At 64.5% G+C, this 20,944-nt stretch carries 21 protein-coding genes and 1 tRNA gene; 7 read left to right on the top strand and 15 right to left on the bottom strand.

Features of this window, described 5'->3' with window-relative positions; translation table 11 throughout:
- Nucleotides 1-172: 172 nt before the first annotated feature.
- Entirely contained in the window at nucleotides 173-649 is a 477-nt protein-coding gene (locus IWX65_RS08320) for an Lrp/AsnC family transcriptional regulator (protein WP_196881946.1), read from the top strand.
- A gap of 161 nt (nucleotides 650-810) precedes the next feature.
- On the opposite strand, the gene IWX65_RS08315 is transcribed toward IWX65_RS08320, so the two are convergent.
- Both IWX65_RS08315 and IWX65_RS08310 read right to left on the bottom strand, forming a co-directional pair.
- Nucleotides 811-2,412 carry a solute symporter family protein gene (locus tag IWX65_RS08315; protein ID WP_196882151.1) on the bottom strand — a complete coding sequence of 534 codons (1,602 nt, stop codon included), beginning with the start codon at nucleotides 2,410-2,412 and terminating at the stop codon, nucleotides 811-813.
- A gap of 32 nt (nucleotides 2,413-2,444) precedes the next feature.
- Nucleotides 2,445-2,828 (bottom strand): DUF485 domain-containing protein, encoded by a 384-nt coding sequence (locus IWX65_RS08310; RefSeq protein ID WP_196881944.1) that lies wholly within the window; start codon nucleotides 2,826-2,828, stop codon nucleotides 2,445-2,447.
- A gap of 389 nt (nucleotides 2,829-3,217) precedes the next feature.
- On the opposite strand from IWX65_RS08310, the gene IWX65_RS08305 reads away from it, so the two are divergent.
- Genes IWX65_RS08305 through IWX65_RS08290 form a run of 4 tightly spaced genes read left to right on the top strand, consistent with a single transcriptional unit; the run spans nucleotide 3,218 to nucleotide 7,190 of the window.
- On the top strand, nucleotides 3,218-4,405 hold the full coding sequence (locus IWX65_RS08305) for a sensor histidine kinase (RefSeq protein ID WP_196881942.1): 1,188 nt from the start codon (nucleotides 3,218-3,220) through the stop codon (nucleotides 4,403-4,405).
- Between the two features lie 19 nt (nucleotides 4,406-4,424).
- The gene (locus tag IWX65_RS08300; RefSeq protein WP_026532090.1) at nucleotides 4,425-5,144 is read left to right on the top strand and encodes a LytR/AlgR family response regulator transcription factor; all 720 of its coding nucleotides are present in this window, start codon (nucleotides 4,425-4,427) and stop codon (nucleotides 5,142-5,144) included.
- 8 nt (nucleotides 5,145-5,152) lie between these two features.
- On the top strand, nucleotides 5,153-5,698 hold the full coding sequence (locus IWX65_RS17770) for a hypothetical protein (RefSeq protein WP_334683743.1): 546 nt from the start codon (nucleotides 5,153-5,155) through the stop codon (nucleotides 5,696-5,698).
- A gap of 25 nt (nucleotides 5,699-5,723) precedes the next feature.
- Nucleotides 5,724-7,190 carry a sodium/solute symporter gene (locus IWX65_RS08290; RefSeq protein ID WP_196882148.1) on the top strand — a complete coding sequence of 489 codons (1,467 nt, stop codon included), beginning with the start codon at nucleotides 5,724-5,726 and terminating at the stop codon, nucleotides 7,188-7,190.
- Nucleotides 7,191-7,269: 79 nt separating this feature from the next.
- Here the strand turns inward: IWX65_RS08290 and IWX65_RS08285 are convergent, their stop codons facing one another.
- The 6 genes from IWX65_RS08285 to rpsB all read right to left on the bottom strand — a co-directional run bounded on the left by IWX65_RS08285 (nucleotide 7,270) and on the right by rpsB (nucleotide 12,365).
- Complete coding sequence (locus IWX65_RS08285) at nucleotides 7,270-7,845, bottom strand: DivIVA domain-containing protein (protein ID WP_196881940.1); 576 nt, start codon at nucleotides 7,843-7,845, stop codon at nucleotides 7,270-7,272.
- Between the two features lie 60 nt (nucleotides 7,846-7,905).
- Nucleotides 7,906-8,808, bottom strand: a complete 903-nt coding sequence (locus tag IWX65_RS08280) for a phosphatidate cytidylyltransferase (RefSeq protein WP_334683742.1) — start codon at nucleotides 8,806-8,808, stop codon at nucleotides 7,906-7,908.
- A gap of 64 nt (nucleotides 8,809-8,872) precedes the next feature.
- On the bottom strand, nucleotides 8,873-9,430 hold the full coding sequence (gene frr / locus IWX65_RS08275) for a ribosome recycling factor (protein WP_196821943.1): 558 nt from the start codon (nucleotides 9,428-9,430) through the stop codon (nucleotides 8,873-8,875).
- Between the two features lie 110 nt (nucleotides 9,431-9,540).
- Nucleotides 9,541-10,281: a UMP kinase gene (pyrH, locus tag IWX65_RS08270; protein ID WP_196821942.1), complete on the bottom strand. Its 741-nt coding sequence runs from the start codon at nucleotides 10,279-10,281 to the stop codon at nucleotides 9,541-9,543.
- A gap of 146 nt (nucleotides 10,282-10,427) precedes the next feature.
- The gene (gene tsf, locus IWX65_RS08265; protein ID WP_196881939.1) at nucleotides 10,428-11,264 is read right to left on the bottom strand and encodes a translation elongation factor Ts; all 837 of its coding nucleotides are present in this window, start codon (nucleotides 11,262-11,264) and stop codon (nucleotides 10,428-10,430) included.
- A 126-nt stretch (nucleotides 11,265-11,390) separates the two neighbouring features.
- Nucleotides 11,391-12,365 (bottom strand): 30S ribosomal protein S2, encoded by a 975-nt coding sequence (gene rpsB / locus IWX65_RS08260; protein ID WP_196881937.1) that lies wholly within the window; start codon nucleotides 12,363-12,365, stop codon nucleotides 11,391-11,393.
- Between the two features lie 398 nt (nucleotides 12,366-12,763).
- Here rpsB and IWX65_RS08255 point away from each other — a divergent pair, with 398 nt between their 5' ends.
- Nucleotides 12,764-13,402, top strand: a complete 639-nt coding sequence (locus tag IWX65_RS08255; RefSeq protein WP_334683741.1) for a murein hydrolase activator EnvC family protein — start codon at nucleotides 12,764-12,766, stop codon at nucleotides 13,400-13,402.
- A gap of 31 nt (nucleotides 13,403-13,433) precedes the next feature.
- Here the strand turns inward: IWX65_RS08255 and IWX65_RS08250 are convergent, their stop codons facing one another.
- From IWX65_RS08250 to IWX65_RS18055, 7 genes are all read right to left on the bottom strand, one after another.
- Nucleotides 13,434-14,624 carry an acyl-CoA dehydrogenase family protein gene (locus IWX65_RS08250; protein WP_196881935.1) on the bottom strand — a complete coding sequence of 397 codons (1,191 nt, stop codon included), beginning with the start codon at nucleotides 14,622-14,624 and terminating at the stop codon, nucleotides 13,434-13,436.
- 196 nt (nucleotides 14,625-14,820) lie between these two features.
- A tRNA-Ile gene (locus IWX65_RS08245) sits at nucleotides 14,821-14,894 on the bottom strand.
- A gap of 82 nt (nucleotides 14,895-14,976) precedes the next feature.
- Nucleotides 14,977-16,173 (bottom strand): glycosyltransferase, encoded by a 1,197-nt coding sequence (locus IWX65_RS08240; protein WP_196881934.1) that lies wholly within the window; start codon nucleotides 16,171-16,173, stop codon nucleotides 14,977-14,979.
- A gap of 59 nt (nucleotides 16,174-16,232) precedes the next feature.
- A complete protein-coding gene (locus IWX65_RS08235) occupies nucleotides 16,233-17,108 on the bottom strand; it encodes a DMT family transporter (RefSeq protein WP_196881933.1) in 876 nt (291 codons plus the stop codon).
- On the bottom strand, nucleotides 17,109-17,744 hold the full coding sequence (locus IWX65_RS08230; RefSeq protein WP_334683740.1) for a CDP-alcohol phosphatidyltransferase family protein: 636 nt from the start codon (nucleotides 17,742-17,744) through the stop codon (nucleotides 17,109-17,111). It abuts the gene before it with no gap.
- 44 nt (nucleotides 17,745-17,788) lie between these two features.
- A complete protein-coding gene (locus IWX65_RS08225) occupies nucleotides 17,789-18,613 on the bottom strand; it encodes a phage holin family protein (RefSeq protein ID WP_196881932.1) in 825 nt (274 codons plus the stop codon).
- Nucleotides 18,614-18,771: 158 nt separating this feature from the next.
- Nucleotides 18,772-19,497: an MFS transporter gene (locus IWX65_RS18055; RefSeq protein ID WP_442859177.1), complete on the bottom strand. Its 726-nt coding sequence runs from the start codon at nucleotides 19,495-19,497 to the stop codon at nucleotides 18,772-18,774.
- Nucleotides 19,498-19,758: 261 nt separating this feature from the next.
- Between IWX65_RS18055 and IWX65_RS08215 the strand changes: the two genes are divergently transcribed.
- Complete coding sequence (locus IWX65_RS08215; protein ID WP_196882140.1) at nucleotides 19,759-20,934, top strand: multidrug effflux MFS transporter; 1,176 nt, start codon at nucleotides 19,759-19,761, stop codon at nucleotides 20,932-20,934.
- Nucleotides 20,935-20,944: the final 10 nt, after the last annotated feature.

Here is a 20,944-nt window from a genome sequence, read left to right as displayed (position 1 = left end):
CCACTGCAGCTTCTCCTTCCGGCCAGCACGACGCGTCCGGAAAGAGAGTCAGGCACCTTTACCTGAAGTTAGTGTGACCCTACTCACAGAAGACAGTCAGCACAACCGTTTCTCGATTCGTTGAGCAATATGCTCTATTTCGGTGGCCCGGGCCGTGCTAGCGTTGTGCATTATGCAACCCCTCGACAGTACTGACACCCGCCTACTTCTGGCCCTGGCCAAAGACCCCCGGCGGACGGTGGTGGCCCTTGCCGAAAAGCTCGGACTTTCCCGCAATACAGTGCAGGCACGCATGGCGCAGCTCGAGAAGAAGTCCGTGTTCCTCTCCTTCGAGCGGCGGATCAACACGGCATCACTCGGCTACCCCCTGACGGCCTTCATCCACGTGCACGTCCAGCAGCAGAAACTGACCGCCATCACAGAGAGAATCAGCGAGATTCCGGAGGTCATCGAGGCGTTCGGCGTCACCGGTCAGGCAGACATCCTGGTGCGGGTAGTGTCTGCTGACGCCGAGGACCTCTTCCGGATCAATGGAAAAATCCTTGCCTGCGAGGGAGTGGAGCGCTGCGACACCTCACTTGCCATGGGTGAACTGGTCCCCTTCCGAGTGGCGCCGCTGCTGGCCAGGGGTCCCCGCCCCGCGTCGTGAGGCGCACGCCGGGTTTCGCTCCGGCCGCTTTCTGTCCGACCGGAGCGCTGCCTCGCGGACAGCAGTTCGCGTCAGACCCTTCGGCGACAGCGAAAGGCCCGGCCCCCGAGAAAAAGTGGGAGCCGGGCCTTTCGTACTGCAGTGCTGCTGGAGTAGGTGACCTAGTGGTCGGTAGCCTTCTCGGCTCCAACGCCGGTCAGCGACCGCACTTCCATTTCGGCCTGCTTCATCGGGTCCTCGGTGGTCTTCGACAGGGTGGTGCCGAGCCAGCCGAGGAAGAAGGCCAGCGGAATCGAGACGATGCCCGGGTTGCTGAGCGGGAAGATCGAGAAGTCGGCATTCTGGATCATCGACCTTTCGCCACCGGACACCACAGGTGACAGCGCGATCAGCAGGATCGCCGATCCGAGACCGCCGTACATGCTCCACACTGCGCCCTGGGTGTTGAACCTCTTCCAGAACAGGGAGTAGAGGATGGTGGGCAGGTTCGCGCTCGCCGCCACGGCGAAGGCCAGCGCCACCAGGAAGGCGACGTTCTGCCCCTGCGCCCCGATGCCGCCGAGGATCGACAGCAGGCCGATCACGACGACGGTGCGCCGTGCAACCTTGACCTCGCCGTCGGGATCCACCTTGCCGCGGCGGATCACGTTGGCGTAGATGTCATGGGCGAAGGAGGCTGCAGCCGTAATGGTCAGACCTGCCACCACCGCAAGGATGGTTGCGAACGCCACCGCGGAGATCAGGCCGAGGAGCAGTGATCCACCCAGTTCGAACGCGAGCAACGGTGCCGCGGAGTTGACGCCGCCCGGAGCCGCGGTGATGCGGTCTGCTCCGATCAGCGCGCTGGCGCCGTAACCGAGCACCAGGGTGAACAGGTAGAACGCGCCGATGAGCCAGATGGCCCACACCACTGAGCGCCGGGCTTCCTTCGCGGTAGGAACCGTGTAGAAGCGCATGAGCACGTGGGGCAGGGCTGCGGTTCCGAGGACCAGCGCCAGGGCGAGGGACAGGAAGTCCAGCCTGGTGATGGCACTGACGCCGTACTGCAGGCCCGGGCTGGTGATGGCCGCATTACCGGAGGTCTCGATCGCTGCACCGAGCAGGGTGGAGAGGTTGAAGCCGTGGAGGGCCAGCACCCAGACAGTCATGATAAAGGCACCGGCGATGAGCAGGCAGGCCTTGATGATCTGCACCCAGGTGGTGCCCTTCATGCCACCGATCAGCACGTACATGATCATCAGCACACCGACCACCGTAATGACCACGGACTGACCCAGGCGGTCATTGATGCCGAGCAGGAGTGAGACAAGTCCTCCGGCACCGGCCATTTGCGCCAGAAGGTAGAAGAAGCAAACAGCAAGGGTGGTGATGGCTGCCGCAATGCGCACCGGACGCTGCTTCAGGCGGAAGGAAAGCACATCGGCCATCGTGAACTTCCCGGTGTTCCTCAGGAGTTCGGCGACCAGCAGGAGGGCGACGAGCCATGCCACGAGGAACCCGATGGAGTAGAGGAAGCCGTCGTAGCCGTTGATGGCGATGGCGCCGACGATTCCGAGGAAGGAAGCCGCCGAAAGATAGTCACCGGCAATCGCGGTGCCGTTCTGCGGTCCGGTGAAGGACCGCCCCGCAGCGTAGTAGTCGGCCGCAGTCTTGTTGTTGCGGCTGGCCCGAAGCACGATCACCAGCGTGATCGCCACGAACAGGCCGAAGATGAGGATGTTCAGCCATGGCTCGCCGACCTGCGTCGATTCGGCGGTCTGCATCGGCAGACGGATGCCCGCACTTACGGTAGTGGTCATTTCTTTCCGCCTGGTGTGTCACTGAAAGCCTCGGGGGCTGCTTCTTCGAGTTCGTGCCGGATGTTCGCTGCGATCGGGTCGAGCCGCTTGTTGGCGTAGCTGACGTACCACATGGTGATGCCGAAGGTGCTGACGAACTGCAGCAGTCCCAGGATGATTCCGATATTGATGTTGCCCCACACGGGTGTGGCCATGAACTCATGGGCATAGTCAGCCAGGAGCACGTAGGCGAAGTACCAGAGCAGGAAAACCACTGCCATGGGAAAGACGAAACTACGGTGGCGCTTGCGCAGTTCCCGGAACTGCTCGGTTTGCTGGACTTCCGTGAAGTCCACGGCAGCCGGTGATCCAGCAGCCGGTTCAACTGGGTGCGAACCCATTGTTCCTCCTCCAATTAGGCGCTTCCCCCTCACCGCAGCCGGCTTTAGTCGCAGGCAGGTGTCGGCACGTTGGTGTGACTCCCATCACTGTGCTGCCTCCGGGTCGAGTTTCCCAGTTCCGCCGCAGGACGGATCGCCGAAAGCATCTCGAAGTGCGGTGAACGGTCGGCCGCTGCGCCGAGTGGATGTCCGACGCATTCCGGCGACGATGCCAGGGTGACCGGCGAGGTGACAGCGGCAATCGGCAGGTCCGGAGCAGCATCCGCCGGGATCGACCATGCCTGCGTCTCGAATGGCGGGGTAGCCGGCGGTAATGAGGAGTGGCAGGGGTTCCTGCGTGTCACCACGCCATCGAAGGAGCTTGTCCGGCCGGCCGCTAGTCTTGGGGAATGTTCAGCGCCGCCGTCGACACCGCCCTGGTCTGCGCCGTCGTCGTTGTCACCATCGCCATCGTTGCCGCCCTCGGGTTCCGTTTGTCACGCTCCTCACATGACCTCGGCTCGGACGCCGACCGCGCCACCTACGCCACGCTCCACACCGCGGCGCTTGCTTCCGAGCATCTGAGGGAGGGGCTGACTGCGTCCGGCGCCGCGAAGGCCAGCCGCCACCTGCGGGGCCTCCTGCGGTGCGACACACTGGTCATGACCGACGACGCCGCCATGCTCGCCTCGGACGGGAGCCGCTCCCTGCCCTCCGCCGTGATGCTGCTGATCCAGCGGGTGCTGGACAGCGGACGCACCCAGATCTTCCGCAGCACACAGCTCGACGAGGCGGGCGTTCCCGGCGGCGGCGAGCTCGTCGTCGCTCCGGTGCGCGTGGACCAGCGGATCATCGGGACGGTCGGCGCCTTCGCTCCGGACGTCAATGCGGGCCTTGTCCGGGCCACCAACGAACTCGCCGGCTGGGTGTCCACCCAGGTTGAACTGGCCGAACTGGCCTCATCAAGGCGCCTCCTCGCCGAGGCCGAGGTTCGTGCCCTGCGCGCACAGATCAGCCCGCACTTCATCTACAACTCGCTGAACGCCATCGCTTCGTTCATCAACACCGATCCGGCACGGGCCCGGGAACTCGTTGTCGAATTCGCCGACTTCACGCGCTATTCGTTCCGCAGGCACGGCGACTTCACCACCGTTGCCGAGGAATTGAAGAGCATCGACCGCTACCTGCTGCTCGAGCGGGCGCGCTTCGGCGAGCGGCTCAAGGTGAAGCTTGAGATCGGCCCCGAGGTACTGAGTACGGTGATCCCGTTCCTGAGCCTCCAACCCCTCGTCGAGAACGCAGTGCGCCATGGGCTGGATTCGAAGGACGGCACCGGGCACATCACAATCACCGCGCACGACGCCGGCGCCTTCGCCGAGGTGACCATCGAGGATGACGGCGTCGGCATCGACCCTGAGCACCTCCGCCTGGTACTGGCGGGCCATACGGAGGGCGTCCATGTGGGACTGCGGAACGTCGATTCACGCCTGCGCCAGGTTTACGGTGACGACCACGGGCTGATCATCGACACAGCGCCCGGGGCGGGAACGCTGATCACCATGCGTGTGCCCAAGTCGCAGCCGGATCACCAGGCCTGAGCGACGTAACCTAGTAGTCATGGTCAATGTTGTCATCGCCGACGATGAGCTCCCCGCTGTGGAGGAACTGGCTTTCCTGCTCTCCCGGGATCCCCGGATCAGAACGATCCACCGCGCCTCGAGCGGAGCTGAGGCCCTGCGCGCGCTTGAGATGCACGACGTCGACGCCCTGTTCCTCGATATCCACATGCCCTCCCTTTCCGGCCTCGACATCGCCCGGGTGATCTCACGCTTCAGCCGGCCGCCCGCCGTCGTCTTCGTCACGGCTGACGAGGACCGCGCGCTGGAGGCGTTCGAGCTGCGGGCGGTGGACTACCTCCTCAAACCCGTGCGTGTAGAGCGGCTCGCCGAATCCGTACGGCGCATCTGTGAACTGATGGAGGGTGTCACCGCTGCTCCGGAAGTCATCACCGTGGACCAGGGCGGTATCAGCCGGATGATCCGCCGCGACGAGATCCGCTACGTGCAGGCACAGGGCGACTACGCGCGGCTGCACACCGCGGAGGCAAGCTATTTGATCCGCATCCCGCTCAACGACCTCGAACGCCAGTGGGCCGACGCAGGCTTCCTCCGCACCCACCGCTCCTACCTCGTCGCCATGGACCAGGTCCGGCAGGTCCGCATCAGTGCCGGCCGGGCCAGCCTGCTGGTGGGCGACGCCGAACTGCCCGTCAGCCGCCGGCATCTTCCCGATGTCCGGGAGAAACTCGAAGCCACCCGCCTCCGGCCCGGCCAGTAAGGACGCGGATGAGCAATCCCGGGGAGCTGCCGACCCCGATGTCCCTGCCGAAGTCCCCGCAGACAACCCTCCCGGATGACCCGACCGACGGCTCGCTCGAAACCCCACCAGCTCCCCCTTGGAGTGATCGAGCGGATCGTGCGCCGGATGTCGCACCGGCTTTCCCGGCCGCTGTACCACCCGTTCCGCCGCCCCAGCGCGTCCGCGTCACCGCCCCGCGCACCAGCGCACGGCCCACCAGCAGCTCCTATCCCGTGATGAGGGAGGTGGCAGAGGAATCGGAGGTGGGCCAACTCTTCGTCACCTCACTGATCCGGTCCCAACTGCGCCTCGCCCTCGTGGTTGCGGGCGGGTTTCTCATCATCCTCATCGGTATCCCGGTGCTGTTGATCATCTTCCCCGCGATCAGCGGAGTGACGGTGTTCACCGTCCCCGTGCCCTGGCTCCTGCTGGGGTTCTGCATTTATCCGCTAGTGATCGGCTGCGCGGTGCTCTATGTCCGCAGCGCCTCGCGCAACGAAAAGCGCTTCCAGGACCTGATCGATGAATTCTGAACTCCTCCCGCCGACCGCTATCGGCATGAACCCCGTGGTGGGCTACGCAGCCCTGGTGCTGGTGGCGCTGAGTACGGTACTGATCGGCATCTACGGCCTGCGGATCTCGCGCACCACGGGCGACTTCTACGTCGCCTCCCGCACCGTGCGGCCCTGGTGGAATGCTTCCGCCATCGGTGGTGAGTACCTTTCGGCTGCGAGCTTCCTCGGCGTGGCCGGCCTGATCCTCATCTCCGGGGTCGACGCGCTCTGGTTTCCCATCGGCTATACCGCCGGCTACCTGATGCTGCTGCTGTTCGTCGCTGCCCCCCTGCGCCGCTCCGGCGCCTACACCATCCCCGACTTCGCCCAGGCGCGGCTCGATTCGCTGCTGGTGCGCCGCGTGACCAGTCTGCTGGTCATCGTGGTGGGATGGCTCTACATCGTTCCGCAGCTGCACGGCGCGGCACTCACGGTCCGAATCACCACGGGCCTGCCCTCCTGGGTGGGCCCGGTCGCCGTCGTCGTGGTGGTCGCCCTCAGCGTCGTGACGGGCGGAATGCGATCCATCACCTTCGTCCAGGCGTTCCAATACTGGCTCAAACTCACTGCGCTGGCGGTTCCGCTGGTGTTCATTCTCCTGCGTCTAGGATCGGCGGGCATGCCCATCACCGCGCAGGGCGCCGCGTTCACTGCTGACCTGGACATCACCGGACAGGCCTCCCTCTACAGCACCATCTCACTGGTGATCGCCCTGCTGTTCGGGACGCTGGGCCTGCCACACATCCTCGTGAGGTTCTATACGAATCCCGACGGCGCTTCCGCCAGGCGCACTACGCTCATCGTGTTGGGGTTGCTCTCGGTGTTCTACCTCCTCCCCACGGCGTACGGCATCCTCGGCCGCATCTACACCCCTGAACTCGCCGGGACCGGCAGCGCGGACTCCACGGTGCTCCTGCTACCCGGCCGGATCTTCGACGGCGTCGCCGGAGACCTGCTCTCCGCCCTCGTGACAGCGGGAGCCTTCGCCGCTTTTCTGTCGACGACAAGTGGACTGGTGGTTTCCCTTGCCGGAGTGGTGAGCCAGGAATTCTTCTCCGGAAGTGTTCGGGGGTTCCGGAGGGCAGCAGTCCTCTCTGCAGTGATTCCCCTGGTGTTCGCCCTGCTGACAGACACACAGGCGTTGGCGGGAAGCGTAGGGTCCGTCTTCGCTTTCACTGCCTCAACGATCTGCCCGCTGCTGCTGCTCGGCATCTGGTGGACCGGGCTCACCGACGTCGGCGCGGTGGCGGGCATGCTGACCGGTGCGGTGCTGTGCGGCGGGGCGATCCTCTCCGCTGCGCTTCTCGGAGCTGAAGCGGCAGCGGATTTCGCCTGGCTGCAGCAACCGGCGCTGTGGACGGTTCCTGCAGCGTTCCTGGTGACCATCCTGGCATCGAAGGCGACCCGAGACCGCAGGCCCTCAGGTACATCCCGGATCCTTGCGCGACTGCACAGCCCCGAGACGCCGTAGGCGGTAGGCCGACTGCCCGCCGACCAGCCGATTGCCGCTCGTCGATCGCCGCTAGTCGATCGGCGCTAGTCGATCGGCGCTAGTCGATTGCCGCCATGAGCTCGACCACCCGGTCCAGGAATGCATCCACCTGCGCCTCCTCGTATCCTTCCGAACCTGCAGTTCCCCGGAAAACTGAACGGCGCACCACATCGACGCTCAGCGGTAGGGAGTTGTCGAGGTAACCGAGGAGCTTTCCGCAGAGGGCGTCAACGTCCTCCACGTTGTAGGCGGGCGCTTTCCTGCCCGGCGGGCGACGGAACCTCTCCCCCGGAGCGCGATTCAGCCGTCCCTTGAGGACTGCCGCCTGACGGCCGATCTGCCGGAGCCATGCGTCCTGGCCCTTCGACTCGATCAGGTCGTCCCGCTCGCGGAGGGCGAAGGCGTCCTCCAACCGGTCCATCGCCGCATCGACGGACCGCGGCTCGTAGCCTCCCCTGGCCGGGGCGAAGATCGTGGAACGGACTACCGCGCTCGTGACGGGATCACCCTGCGAACCCCCGAGCGCGTAATGCTGCCGCGCCCGGGCCAGGAACCTGTCCACCTGACGGACGTTGTAGCCGTACGCCCGGTGTGCAACACGAGCAAAGGGGGGGCCCTGACGAGCAGAATCCATGGAGTGTCCTTCTACTGAGACCGGCCTGCCGGGATCCGGGATCGGAGGTGCGCCCGGCGGTTACAGCAGGCCCGGAACCAATGTAGCCGACAGAAGGTACGCCATCGGTGAAGCGAACACGATCGAGTCGAGCCGGTCCATGACACCCCCGTGGCCGGGGAGGATCGTTCCCATGTCCTTCACCCCGAGCTCCCGCTTGATCATCGACTCAGCGAGGTCCCCGGCTGTTGCCGAAGCCACGGTAGCGACGGCGAGGAGCAACCCCACCCACACCGGGTGGCCCAGCAGGAAAACCGAACAAAGTACACCTACGACGATTGCCCCGCCGATCGATCCGCCGAAACCCTCCCACGATTTCTTCGGACTGATCTTCGGAGCCATGGCATGCTTTCCGAAAGTGGCTCCGATGATGTAGCCGAACGTGTCGTTGGCGACCACCAGGAGAAGCAGCGTCGCAATGACCAGGTGACCGCCGTCCGCCCTCACCAGCAGCATGGCGAAGCTGAGCAGGAAGGGAACCCACAGCAGCGTGAAGGTACCCGCCATGATGCTGCGCGTCGCGTCGGGCGCCGGGTCCAGGGAACGCCACACCAGGAGCACGAACACTGACGCCACGGATGCGAAGGCCAGGCTTTCCGCTCCCCCGAAGTAGGCAGCGAGCGGCATGGCGATGCTCGCGGCGAGGGACGGCGCCAGCGGAACCCGGATGCGCCGCACCTCGAGGGCACGGGACGTTTCCCACACACCGACCGCACCGAGGACGGCAACGGTGAAAACGAACGCCAGGGGCAGGAACATCAGACCCGCGAGTATCGGGATCAGGAGGGCAGCACCGACGCCGATCGCCGCAGGGAGATTGCGGCCGGCCCGGGACTGCTGCCCGGGCGTACTGGCTTTTCTCCGCGGGAAGAGAGAGAATCCGCGCTTTTGCGGACGTCCCGTGCGGACGGACCGCCGACTCACCGGGTACCACCCCTGCCGTAACCCTGGAATGCGCCCGTGCGCTCGGGAGGCTGGAGGTGGGTCATCAGACTTCGAGGAGCTCGGTTTCCTTGCGCTTCAGCAGCTCATCGATGGTGTCGGTATGCGACTTCGTGCGGGAGTCGAGTTCCTTCTCCGCCCGCGAACCCTCGTCCTCACCGGCGTCGCCGTCCTTGACGGCCTTGTCGATGCCGTCCTTCGCTTTCCGCCGGATGTTGCGGATCGAGATCTTGGCATCCTCGGCTTTCGTGCGCACGAGCTTGACGTACTCCTTGCGCCGTTCCTGGGTCAGTTCGGGGAGGACCACCCGGATGACGTTGCCGTCGTTGGACGGGTTCGCTCCCAGATCCGAGTCGCGCAGCGCGCGTTCGATGTCGTTGAGCGACGACCTGTCGAACGGCGTGATCAGCAGCGTGCGCGCCTCCGGGTTCTGGAACGAGGCAAGTTGCTGCAGGGGCGTCGGCGAGCCGTAGTACATCACTACGACTTTTGAGAACATCGAGGCATTTGCACGGCCGGTGCGAACCGTCGCGAAATCGTCCTTTGCTACGTCCACGGCCTTGTCCATTTTTTCGCTGGCCTCTAGCAATGTCTCTTCGATCACGACGTCTCCTTAGCTCTGCGTTCAGTTGCACGGCAACCGGTCCGGTTTTCAATCCTAGTTCACGTGCCCCGTGACTCAGCCCAAAATCGGTCGGGCCACCTGCGGGGGTGCTAGGTGGTTACGACTGTTCCCAGTGCCTCACCGCGGATGGCACGGGTCACGTTCCCCTCACCCTCCATGCCGAAGACCACCATGGTCAGGTCGTTGTCCTTGCACATGGTCATGGCCGTCTGGTCCATGACCCGGATGTCCCGCCTCAGTGCTTCATCGTAGGACAGGGTGTCGAGCTTCCTTGCGGTGGGGTCCTTATGGGGATCGGCGGTGTAGACACCGTCCACCCCGCTCTTCGCCATCAGGACTTCGTCGGCATGGACCTCGAGCGCACGCTGGGCCGCGACGGTGTCGGTGGAGAAGTAGGGCAGTCCCGCGCCGGCACCGAAAATGACCACACGGCCCTTTTCCAGGTGGCGGATGGCCCTCCGCGGGATGTAGGCCTCGGCAACCTGTCCCATGGTGATCGCACTCTGAACCCGGGTCTCCACCCCCGCCTGCTCGAGGAAGTCCTGCAGGGCCAGGCAGTTCATGACAGTACCGAGCATGCCCATGTAGTCAGCCCTCGAGCGATCCATCCCGCTCTGCGATAGTTCCGCGCCCCGGAAGAAGTTTCCGCCGCCGACGACGATAGCAACCTCCACCTCGTCGATGGTGGCGGCGATCTGCTTGGCGACGGAGCGCACGGTCTCCGGATCCACCCCGAGTTTCCCCCCGCCGAAAACCTCACCGGAGAGCTTCAGCAGTACCCGTCGTCGGCCCTTTGTCCCGCTGTGTGTCGCCGTTTCAAGGATGTTCATGGTGCCTCCCGGGCATCGAGCGGGTGAATCTTGACCTGCAGAATGAAACCTGTAACAGAATACGGTGCGTCCATCGGGCGCGAAAAAGGGTGGCCGCCTATTGGGGCCACCCTTCATCGGTTCAACGGCCTGGTGCCTCGAACCCGCTATGCTCCTACGCGGAAGCGAGCGAAGGCGGTTGCCTTGACCCCGGCTTCGCTGAGCACCTGGGCAACGGATTTCTTGGCATCCTTCGCGAAGGCCTGGTCCACCAGGACCCCCTCCTTGAAGAATCCGGTCAGGCGGCCTTCCACGATTTTGGTGAGGGCCTGCTCCGGCTTTCCTTCGGCGCGGGCCGTCTCGTCAGCAATGCGCCGCTCCGACTCGACGAGTTCGGCAGGAACCTCATCGCGCGTCAGGTAGGTCGGCGAGTAGGCAGCGATGTGGACGGCGACGTCATGAGCAGCGACCGCGGCGGAATCGCCCTCACCCTCGACGGCGAACAGGACGCCGACCTGCGCGGGCAGGTCCTTCGACGTCTTGTGCATGTAGGCGTCGACGATGTTGCCTTCGATGCGGGCAACCCGACGGACATCGACCTTCTCGCCGAGCAGCGCACCGGCTTCGATGACGTGCTCCGATACGGGCTTGCCGTCCAGGTCGAAAGCAAGGAGGGACTCGACGTCCGTGGCTCCGGACGCGATCGCGGCTCCCAGTACCTTCTGGGAGAAGTCGATGAACGGTCCGGCCTTGGCGACGAAGTCGGTCTCACAGTTGACCTCGACCATGACGCCGACATTGCCCTCGACGCGCGCGGCGACTAGGCCCTCGGCCGTGGAGCGGCCTTCGCGCTTGGTGGCGCCCTTGAGTCCCTTGATACGGATCAGCTCCATGGCCTTCTCGGCGTTGCCATCGGCTTCGTCGAGTGCCTTTTTCACGTCCATCATGCCGGCGCCGGTGCGCTCACGGAGGGCTTTGATGTCAGCGGCAGTGTAGTTTGCCATACGAACTCCTAGGTTGGGATTGATCTGCTGGAGGAAGAGCGGAACACCGGCCCACCTTCGCAAGGAAGGACCGGCGGAGCATGCGGAAGGGGTGCGGATTTACCCGCACCCCTTCCGCAGCTGGAACTACTTGGTGTCGTCGGCTGCGGCTTCCGTGGCGGGAGCTACTGCTTCGGGGACTTCCTCGGCGATGGGGGCCTGCAGTCCGGCAGGAGCCTCGTCGGCAGCAGGGGCGGCATCAGCTGCAGCCTCGGGGGCGGCGGCCTCAGCAGCCGCGGGGGCTTCTGCTGCAGGTGCTTCAGCGGCGGGGGCTTCAGCGGCAGGAGCCTCGGAGTTGCCCTGGAGCAGCTCGCGCTCCCACTCGGCCATGGGCTCGTCGGCTGCTGCCGAATCGTTGTTGCCCGAGCGGTTGTGGCGGGCGATCAGGCCCTCGGCGACGGCGTCCGCTACCACGCGGGTCAGCAGGTTCACTGCACGGATGGCGTCATCGTTGCCCGGGATCGGGAAGTCGACCTCGTCGGGATCGCAGTTGGTGTCGAGGATCGCGACAACGGGGATGCTGAGCTTCTTCGCCTCGTCGATGGCGAGGTGCTCCTTCTTGGTATCGACGATCCAGACCACGGACGGAGCCTTGGTCAGGTTGCGGATACCACCGAGGTTGCTCTGGAGCTTGGTGAGCTCACGGCGAAGGAGCAGGAGCTCCTTCTTGGTATGACCCGAACCGGCTACGTCGTCGAAGTCGATCTCTTCGAGTTCCTTCATGCGCTGGATGCGCTTGGAAACAGTCTGGAAGTTGGTGAGCATGCCACCGAGCCAGCGCTGGTTGACGTAGGGCTGGCCCACGCGGGTGGCCTGGTCGGCGATAGCTTCCTGGGCCTGCTTCTTGGTACCCACGAAGAGTACGGTGCCGCCGTGGGCGACGGTGGCCTTGACGAACTCGTAGGCGCGGTCGATGTAGGACAGCGACTGCTGGAGGTCGATGATGTAGATGCCGTTGCGCTCGGTGAAGATGAAGCGCTTCATCTTCGGGTTCCAGCGGCGCGTCTGGTGACCGAAGTGGACGCCGCTGTCGAGAAGCTGGCGCATTGTTACTACTGGCATGTTCTGCCTTTCTTTCAGCAGGGCTCCTGCGCGGCTCAGCGCGCTGCCTCTGCTTGTTGACGGTTATCAGCGTTACGCCCAGGGTGGGCGGAACTCCTGGTACCTGTCCGTCGGACAACGCATCCGCCCTACCCGGTTTTCCCGGACCGTTGGACGAACACCCCGAACCTCCTTGGCGGAGGCGGGTCGCAGGCACGCGTAGTCAGCTTGGCTCAAACCGACCCGGGTAAGCCTTGCGGCAGGAAGGGATGGGAATGCAGCAAACTGCTCTGCCCAGTGTACTACAGGGCGTAGGGGTGGTTGACGTACGGGTCGGCCGGGCCGGTCGACGTCCCGCTGATGTCCACTTGAGGAGAACGGCCTGCGTTCGAACCTGCTGGACCGGGAAGAGTGGCGTTATGACAGGAAATCCCACCCAGGGCCTACGGCCGATGCGAAGGACTGCTATACGTCCCCGGCCGCGGCGGATGCTGCAGGCGGCCGTCCTCGCACTGGCGCTTGCCGCCGGCGGAACCGCGCAGTCCGCGATCCGGGGCGCGGACGAGGCCGGCGCACTCCCGCTACTGCCAGCGGCACTGTCCACCACGACGGCGCCCGGCTCGTTCACCGCTCCCTGGTCCTGGCCGCTGGCCCCCGAACCGAGTGTCCTCCGGCACTTCCAACCCCCACCCGAACGGTGGAAGGCGGGCCACCGTGGCGTGGACCTCTCGGCCGCGCGGTCGACCGGAGCCGGAGCGGCCGCGCCGGTCCTCAGTCCCGCCGACGGCTTCGTCTCCTTCGCCGGTACCGTGGTCGACCGCCCGGTACTCTCGATCGACCACGGCGACGGCCGTGTCAGCAGCTTCGAGCCGGTTGCCACAACTTTGAGGAAAGGCGATCAAGTTGCTGCAGGCGAATCCGTCGGTACCATCGAGGGGCCTCCCCACTGCCCGGTGCTGTGCGTTCACTGGGGCGTCCGCCTCCAGGGGAACTACGTCGACCCGCTCGCCTATGTCTCGGACCGGCGTCCGTCGGTCCTGCTGCCACTCCGCCGCTGACGCCCATGGGCAACCGGCCCGTTGGCTCGACCTAGACGAAAGCAGAAATCCCGGTGATCGCACGGCCGGTGACCAGGGTGTTCATTTCCTGGGTGCCTTCGTAGGTGTAGATGGCTTCGGCATCGGAGAAGATCTTCGCCATCTCGTAATCCGTGACGATCCCGTTCCCCCCGAGGATGTTTCGTCCGGCGGCAACACTCTCGCGCATCCGCGCCGTCGTGAACGCCTTCGCGAGGGCGGACTGTTCATCCTTCGCGGTTCCGGCGTCTTCGAGCTGGGACAGGCGGACCATCATTCCCATCGAACTCATGGCGTTGCCCAGAATCTGCACGAGTTGCTGCTGCACGAGCTGGAAGGAGGCAATGGGCCTGCCGAACTGCTGACGTTCCACCGCGTAGCGACGGGCGACGTCGAAGGCCGCCAGCTGCTGGCCCACCGCCTGCCAGCCCACCGAGAGCCGCGTGACCTTCAGAACCTTGTTCGTGTCATGGAAGCTGTTCGCACCCTTGAGGTGGAAGTCGTCTGCGACCACCACGTTCTCGAGGGTGATGTCGGCGTTCTCCACCGTGCGCAGGGCGATCTTGTTCTCGATCCTCGAGGCCGAGTAGCCGGGAAGCGAGGTGTCCACCAGGAAGCCTTTGACCTGATTGTCCTCGACGTCACGGGCGTAGATGACCACCCAGTCCGAGAACGTGGCATTGCCGATCCACCGCTTTGCGCCGTTCAGGACCCAGTTGGCGCCGTCGCGCCGGGCAGTGGTCCGTGTGCCGCCGGCAACATCGGAGCCGCCGAGGGGCTCGGTCAGCCCGAATGCGCCGATCTTCCGGAACGCATAGATATCCGGCAGCCACTCCTCCTGCTGCTCCCGAGAGGCCAGGAGTTCGATCGAGCCCGTGAACAGTCCGTCGTGGACGCCGATGAAAGTGGCGATCGACGTGTCTGCCCTGGTGAACTCGGCGTGCATCATCCCGGCGAAGAGGTTCGAGTAGCCCTGCCGGTGGACGGGGCTCATCGAATCCAGCTCTGCGAGACGGGGGATAAGGCTTTGGGGAAAGGAGCCCTCGTTCCACCACGCCACCGCGTTGGGCCGCACTTCAGCAGTCAGCCACGCGCGCACCTCGGCGAGCCGTGACCGCTCCTTGTCGGAAAGCAATTCTTCGAACGAGTAGAAGTCCCCGTCCGCGTAGGGCAGGTTGTCGAGGTCAATGGCTGGCTTGCTCATGGATAGTCCTTCACTCTGATCACCGGCGACCAGTACTACATTCGGCGCGGATTGGAGATTTCCGGGCGCCCTGATGGCCGACACCCATGATCAAATGTTACCCGCGAGTAACTTAGCCCGCCAGTGCAGAACCGTCGAAAGTGAGAAGCCCCGGAATCCTGAAGGTTTATCTTCCGGATTCCGGGGCTTCCCGGTGTAGGGCTGCTGGGGCTTGAACCCAGGACAAACGGATTATGAGTCCGCTGCTCTAACCAGCTGAGCTACAGCCCCCTGCCGCAGTTGCGCCTGCCCCGGTGAGGCAGAACGGCCCCACCGCTCGTTTATTGTAGCCGTTGGCAACGGCTGGGATGCGCTAGATCGCAGTGCCATCGGTCGGTGCCCCGTAGTACAGGGCCTCGAACGTGGCGAGCGAGGTGTTGATGTCGTGCTTTTCTGCCATGGCGCGGCTTGCCTTGCCCATCCGCTCGCGATCCGCGGAAGGGAGGCTGACCAGTTCGGTGATGCGCGCCGCGAGCTGATCACTGTCGTTGGGCGGAAAAAGGTATCCGTTCTCGCCGTCGTCCACAAGGTGCGGCAACGCCATGGCGTCAGCCAGCAACACCGGAGTGTAGGCCGACATCGCCTCCAGGGTGACGAGCGACTGCAGTTCAGCCGTACCCGGCTGACAGAACACAGTGGCCCGCAGGTAAGCGATCCGCAATTCCTCATCGCTGGCCAGACCAAGGAATCTGACCCGACCGCCGAGGCCCAGCCGCGCGGCCTGCGCCTGGAGAGCGGGCTTCACTTCTCCCCCACCCACGATTTCGCAGTGCACATCCAGCTCCGCCGGCGTCTTCGCGATCGCGTCGATGAGGACGTCGATATGCTTCTCCTCCGCGAGCCTGCCCACGAACAGCACGGTGGGATGTGAATGGGGCTCGATCTCCTCGCCGGGCCTCAACTCGTACGCCGAGGAATCGATCCCGTTGGAAACGGGCAGCACCTTCCGGAGGAACGCGTGATCGTGCATGGCCTTCGCCGCGAGCGGCGTGGGGGTGGTCACGGCGTCGGCCTTCCCCATGACCCTGCCCATGTCCCGCCACGAGTTCTTCGCGACGATTTCCTTGAACCATGCGGGAAAGGGCAGGAACGGGTTGAGGTTCTCGGGCATGAAGTGATTCGTCGCCACCACACGGATGCCGCGCTTCGCAGCCTCGTACAGCGTGTACTCCCCCACCATGTAGTGGCACTGGATGTGCACCACGTCCGGTTGGATCCGGTCGAACAACATGCTCACGTCGCGCCGGATCTCCCACGGCAGGCAGATCCGCCAGTACTCATGCGTGGGGGTGCTGTGGGAGCGCAGTCGGTGAACGGCCCACTCACCGCCGGATTCGGTGTGGCTCCTGCCGTTCTCGGTATTCGGAGCAAGAACGTGCACGTCATGGCCGCGCCTCGTCATGCCCTTGGCCAACCGGTAGCCGAACTGCGCCGCCCCGTTGACGTTCGGCGGATAGGTGTCGGCCGCGATCAGGATGGTCAGTGGCTTGCTTCCAGCCGGGTGGTTCACTCGGGGATCCCCTACGTAGGTCTGTTCGGAGTGGCGGGCAGGTGCCGGCGTCGGTATTCCTAACGCTGCCGTCTCACCACATCGGGGTGGTGCCGCGACAACGCGATGACTCCAACGATAGCAATCAATGCCGCCGTGGCCATGCCCACGGCGGCAATCGTCTGCACGTCGGGCTGCAGTTCACCCAGGATGGTGATCCCCACGGCAATGCCGACGAGCGGATCGATCACTGTGAGTCCGGCAATCACCAGGTCGGGAGGGCCTGTGGCGTAGGAGCTCTGGACGAACCAGATCCCAAGGCCCACAGCGGCGAGGAACGCGACCGCCGTGTACAGCGGGACGTTCAGCAGGAACCGGCCGTTCGGATCCAGCAGGTGCGTCATGATGACCTTGGTGAGGACCGCGACGAACCCGAAGAGCACACCAGCCCCGAGAATATAGGCAACGGCGTTGAGCCTGCGCTTCCCGAGGACGGCAAGGGTGCCGAAAACGACGACGGCGAGCACCAGCAGCAGGACCACCGAGAGTTCCTGCCCGACGGCGATCGAATGGTTCTGCTGGGTGACATTGACCGCGAGGAGGACGAACAGGGCGCTGCCGAAGACGCAGGCCGTGATTGCGGCGATCGTTGCCCTGTTGATCCGGATACCCTGGTCCCTGGAATTCACGATGGTGGTGATCACCAGCGCAATCGCGCCGATGGGCTGCACCACCGTCAGGGGCGCCAGCGCCAGTGCCACCACGTTCAGTGCTGTGCCTGTGCCCAACAGGACGAGACCGAGAATCCACCGGGGGTTCCGCAGGAGCCGCAGGAAGCCGGCGGTGTTGAGGTCGAGGCCGCCCGTATGCGCCCGAACGGCGCTGCCTTGCCGCTGGGCGCCGAAGGCGAGGAAAACCGCACCCGCCAGCGCCAGCACGATCGCCAGGAAAGCCATTCAGCCGGCGACACCGGCAATGGGCCCCTGGCGGCGCTTCTGACGACGGTATTGCCTATGGGCCGCGGTGAAATAGCCGTAGAAGGCGAGGAGGTGCCCGATGCATCCCAGAATGAGGAGGGCATGCGCGGACAGGAAGATCCAAGGCTGATCATATCCGGGCACGCGGTGCAGCAGGAGCAGCGGCAGGCCGACGAGCAGCAGCGCCGTACGGATCTTGCCGATGTTCGACACGGGCAGATGATTCGGGCCCCGGAAGAGGATGAGCATGTTCAGGATCAGGATCACGTCGGGAACGACGATGATCCAGACGAGCCACGCGGGTGCGATCCCGTTCACCACGAAGGTGACGGCCACCACGATCAGGGCCGTCCGGTCCGCTACGGGATCCAGCCACTTACCCACCGTTGAAACCTGGTCGAACCGTCGGGCGATATACCCGTCAATCCAATCGGTCGACCCGAGGATCACGAGTGTTCCGACGGCCGGGCCATACTCCTGGCGCACGATGAACCACACGAACAACGGCACCCCGAGAAAACGGACGATCGTCACGATGTTGGGCAGGGTCCATGCCGTCGCCAGTACCCTGTTCTGCGCCCCGGGCCGCGTTCCAGCGCCGATAAATCTGATCACCAATGCCTCCCCTTCCCATTATGCAGGCACCGGGCCGGCTGTTATCAGGAAAGCAGGCGCCTCAACAGGACCACCAGGGTGGCCACCGAGCCGGCGAGCACGCTCAGCGGCTTCCAGCGATCGGCAAGCGAGATGTTGTGGGGAACTTCCTTCTCCACGGCGACGGCGGCAACCCTGCCGCTGTCGGTGTTTCCCCCGGGGCGACTTGCAGCGTTGACCGCTTTTGCTTCCTTCTTGGCCTTCGCATCGTTCTTGGCCTTCTCGAAGCGGGACTTGATGTCCACCCGGCTCCCGAGGGAGTCCCTCGCCTCAGCAATGTGCGTCCGGCGCTCGCCCGAACGTCCACGCAGCTCTTCGAAGGACGGCGTGGGTTCCTTCGGTGCGGAGTCCCGGGCGTTGTCGTCCTTCGGATCTTCCTTCGGCTTCTTGATGTCGAGCACCGCCGGGTTGAAGCTCCGGCCTTCCTTCAGCACGCCGAGGTCGTAGCGGACGCCGCGGATCGCCTCTTCCGGAAGCAGGGGCAGAGCCTTCTTGAACCGCGAAACACCGATGAGCCCGATGATGGCGGCGAGAACGAGGAAGGCGGCAGCGACCACGAGCGCGGCAAGCCACGGCGGCAGAACCTCTGCGAGCCCCAGGATCGCGGCCACGATGAGTGCGACGGCGAAGAAGAGGACAAAGATCAGCGCTACGACGAGGAACGCGGCGGCAACGCCCGCTTTGATCCCCTTCTGCTTCATCTGCTCCAGAGCCAGCGAGAATTCGTCGCTGATCTGCCGCGGGGTGAGACGCGCGAGTATCTTGATGAGCCCAAAGAGGGAAAGCGATCCCGTGGACCGCCTGCCGCGTGTGCTAGCCGAGCTGCTCATGCGCCCCGCCTCCATTCCTGTTTGAAGTAACCGTTATGACACTGACCCTAAAATTACCACCGGTGCGCCCCTCGCCCATTGCCCGTGCTTTCCCGCGGAGTTCGTTCGTTTCTAGGCTATGGGCGGTTTCGCGGAACTTCCCAGCCGAAGTGCATCCCTCAGCGGGCAATGAGGTCGGTGTTGTCCTTGAGATCGTGGCCGGTGTATTCCTTGAGCCTGTTCTTCACGAAGAAGAATGACAGCACGGCGAATGCGGTGCAGGCCGCACACACGGTCCGGAGTCCGAGGTTTGCGCTGACCCAGGGGAACGTCAGCGTCACGACGAAGTTGAAGACCCAGTTGACCATCGTGGCGGCACCAAGGGCGAGGGAACGGATCCTGTTGGGGAACATCTCACCGAGTGTCACCCACATGACAGGACCCCGTGTTGCAGCGAAGAGATGGCCACGAAGGTCGTGGCGACGTTGATCACCGAGGTGATGACCGACGTCGTGAACGAATCGCTCTCGTTGGATCCTACGGACTGCCACAGTGTGGTCGAGTAGTAGAAGATCGCGTTGATGCCAACGAGCTGCTGGAGCGCCGCGATGGCCATGCCGACCCACAGACTGGACCGGAGGCCGAAGACCGGTCCCCGCGGCGACGACCATGACTGTTTTGCGTCCGTACTTGTCGGCCAGTCCGCCGGCGAACCAGGCTCCAGCAGCGCAGCCGAGCAGGGTGATCGCCACGGTGAACCCGAGGACGGAGGCGCTGAGGCCGAAGTCGGCCTGGATGGAATCGACTGTTCCGTTGATCACTGCCGTGTCGAATCCGAACAGGAGCCCGCCGACCGCCGCAGCCACACTGATCCCGATGACCCGGGCGAGGTGGCGGGGCGACATATCGTCCTCCAGCCGCGCATCCTGCCGGCTCGTTTATCTTCCATCCTTCATGCGAGGTGCAGTCCCCTTTCACCCTACGTCAGTAGGAAGAACGCTCAACAAGCGCTTGGCGCCGGGTAGCTCCGGGATCGGCCCTAAGATGAAGGGTGCGTTGATTCGCTCCGGCAACTAGCGCGCGCTCCGCCCCACCACCTTGTTTCGATAGGCAGACTCTTGACCCCCCTCTCCCACCCAGGCGATGCACTCACGCGGCGCGAGAAAATGATCTACATCGCGACCCTCGGTGCGCTGACAGCACTGGGTCCCTTCACCATCGATCTGTACCTGCCGGCGTTTCCGGCGCTTCAGAGCGACCTCGGAATATCCGAGGCCGCCACCCAGCTGACGCTGACCGGGACGATCGTCGGATTCGCCGCCGGCCAGCTGGTCGTCGGGCCGCTCAGCGACAAGATCGGACGGCGTGTTCCACTGATTCTTGCGACGTCGCTCCATGTGGCAGCCTCGATCGGCGCCGCTTCCGCCGATGACATCACGGCACTCATGATCTTCCGCGTCCTCCAGGGAGTGGGTGCGGCCGGCGGCGGAGTAGTGGCCATGGCCATGGTGCGCGACCTCTTCAGCGGGCATGCCCTGGTGCGGAATCTCTCCTACATGGCGCTCGTGAACGGCATGGCACCCATCTTTGCCCCGGTGATCGGGTCGCAGCTGCTGCTTGTGACGGCCTGGCCCGGCATCTTCTGGTTCCTCGCCGGATACGGGGTACTGGTCATCATTGCCGTGTCGGTGTTCATCATCGAGACACTTCCTGCCGAGCGACGCAAGAGTTCCGGTTCCACTGCGCTCCAGCGCTACCGGGCGGTCCTCAGCGACCGCGTCTTCATCGGCGTGTTGCTGGTGGGCGGCATGAACTTCTCCGGACTGTTCTCCTACCTCTCGGCATCACCGTTCCTATTCCAGGACCTGTACGGGTTGAACGAGCAGCAATACGGACTCCTCTTCGCCGTGAACTCCCTCGGTGTGGTCGGCGGACTGCAGATCAGCTCGCGGGTGCTTCGGCGCATCGGGCCTCAATGGGTCATGGCCTACGCGACCGCGGTCATGCTGGCAATGTCGACACTGATCATCGTGTTCGACCAGCTCGGGTTCGGAATCCTCGGAACCGCCATCCCGCTGTGGTTCTACATTTTGGCTGCAGGCTTCATGTTCCCGTGCGTGCAGGTACTCGCGCTGATCAACCATGGTGCCCAGGCGGGAACCGCAGCATCCCTGCTCGGCGCTGTGACCTTCGGCCTCGCAGGAGTGGTGTCACCGTTGGTAGGAGTACTTGGCATCAGGTCCGCAACACCGATGGCCGCCGTCATGGCAGGCTGCGTCGCCCTGGCCGTCGTGTTCCTGTGGACCGTCATCCGGCCGAAAAGCGTGCCGCCCCTGCAGTAGCCGTCCCGGC

It is taken from the genome of Arthrobacter sp. CAN_A214 (genome assembly GCF_015751955.1).
Classification (GTDB): domain Bacteria; phylum Actinomycetota; class Actinomycetes; order Actinomycetales; family Micrococcaceae; genus Arthrobacter_D.
This window is presented reverse-complemented; position numbering and strand designations above follow the sequence as displayed.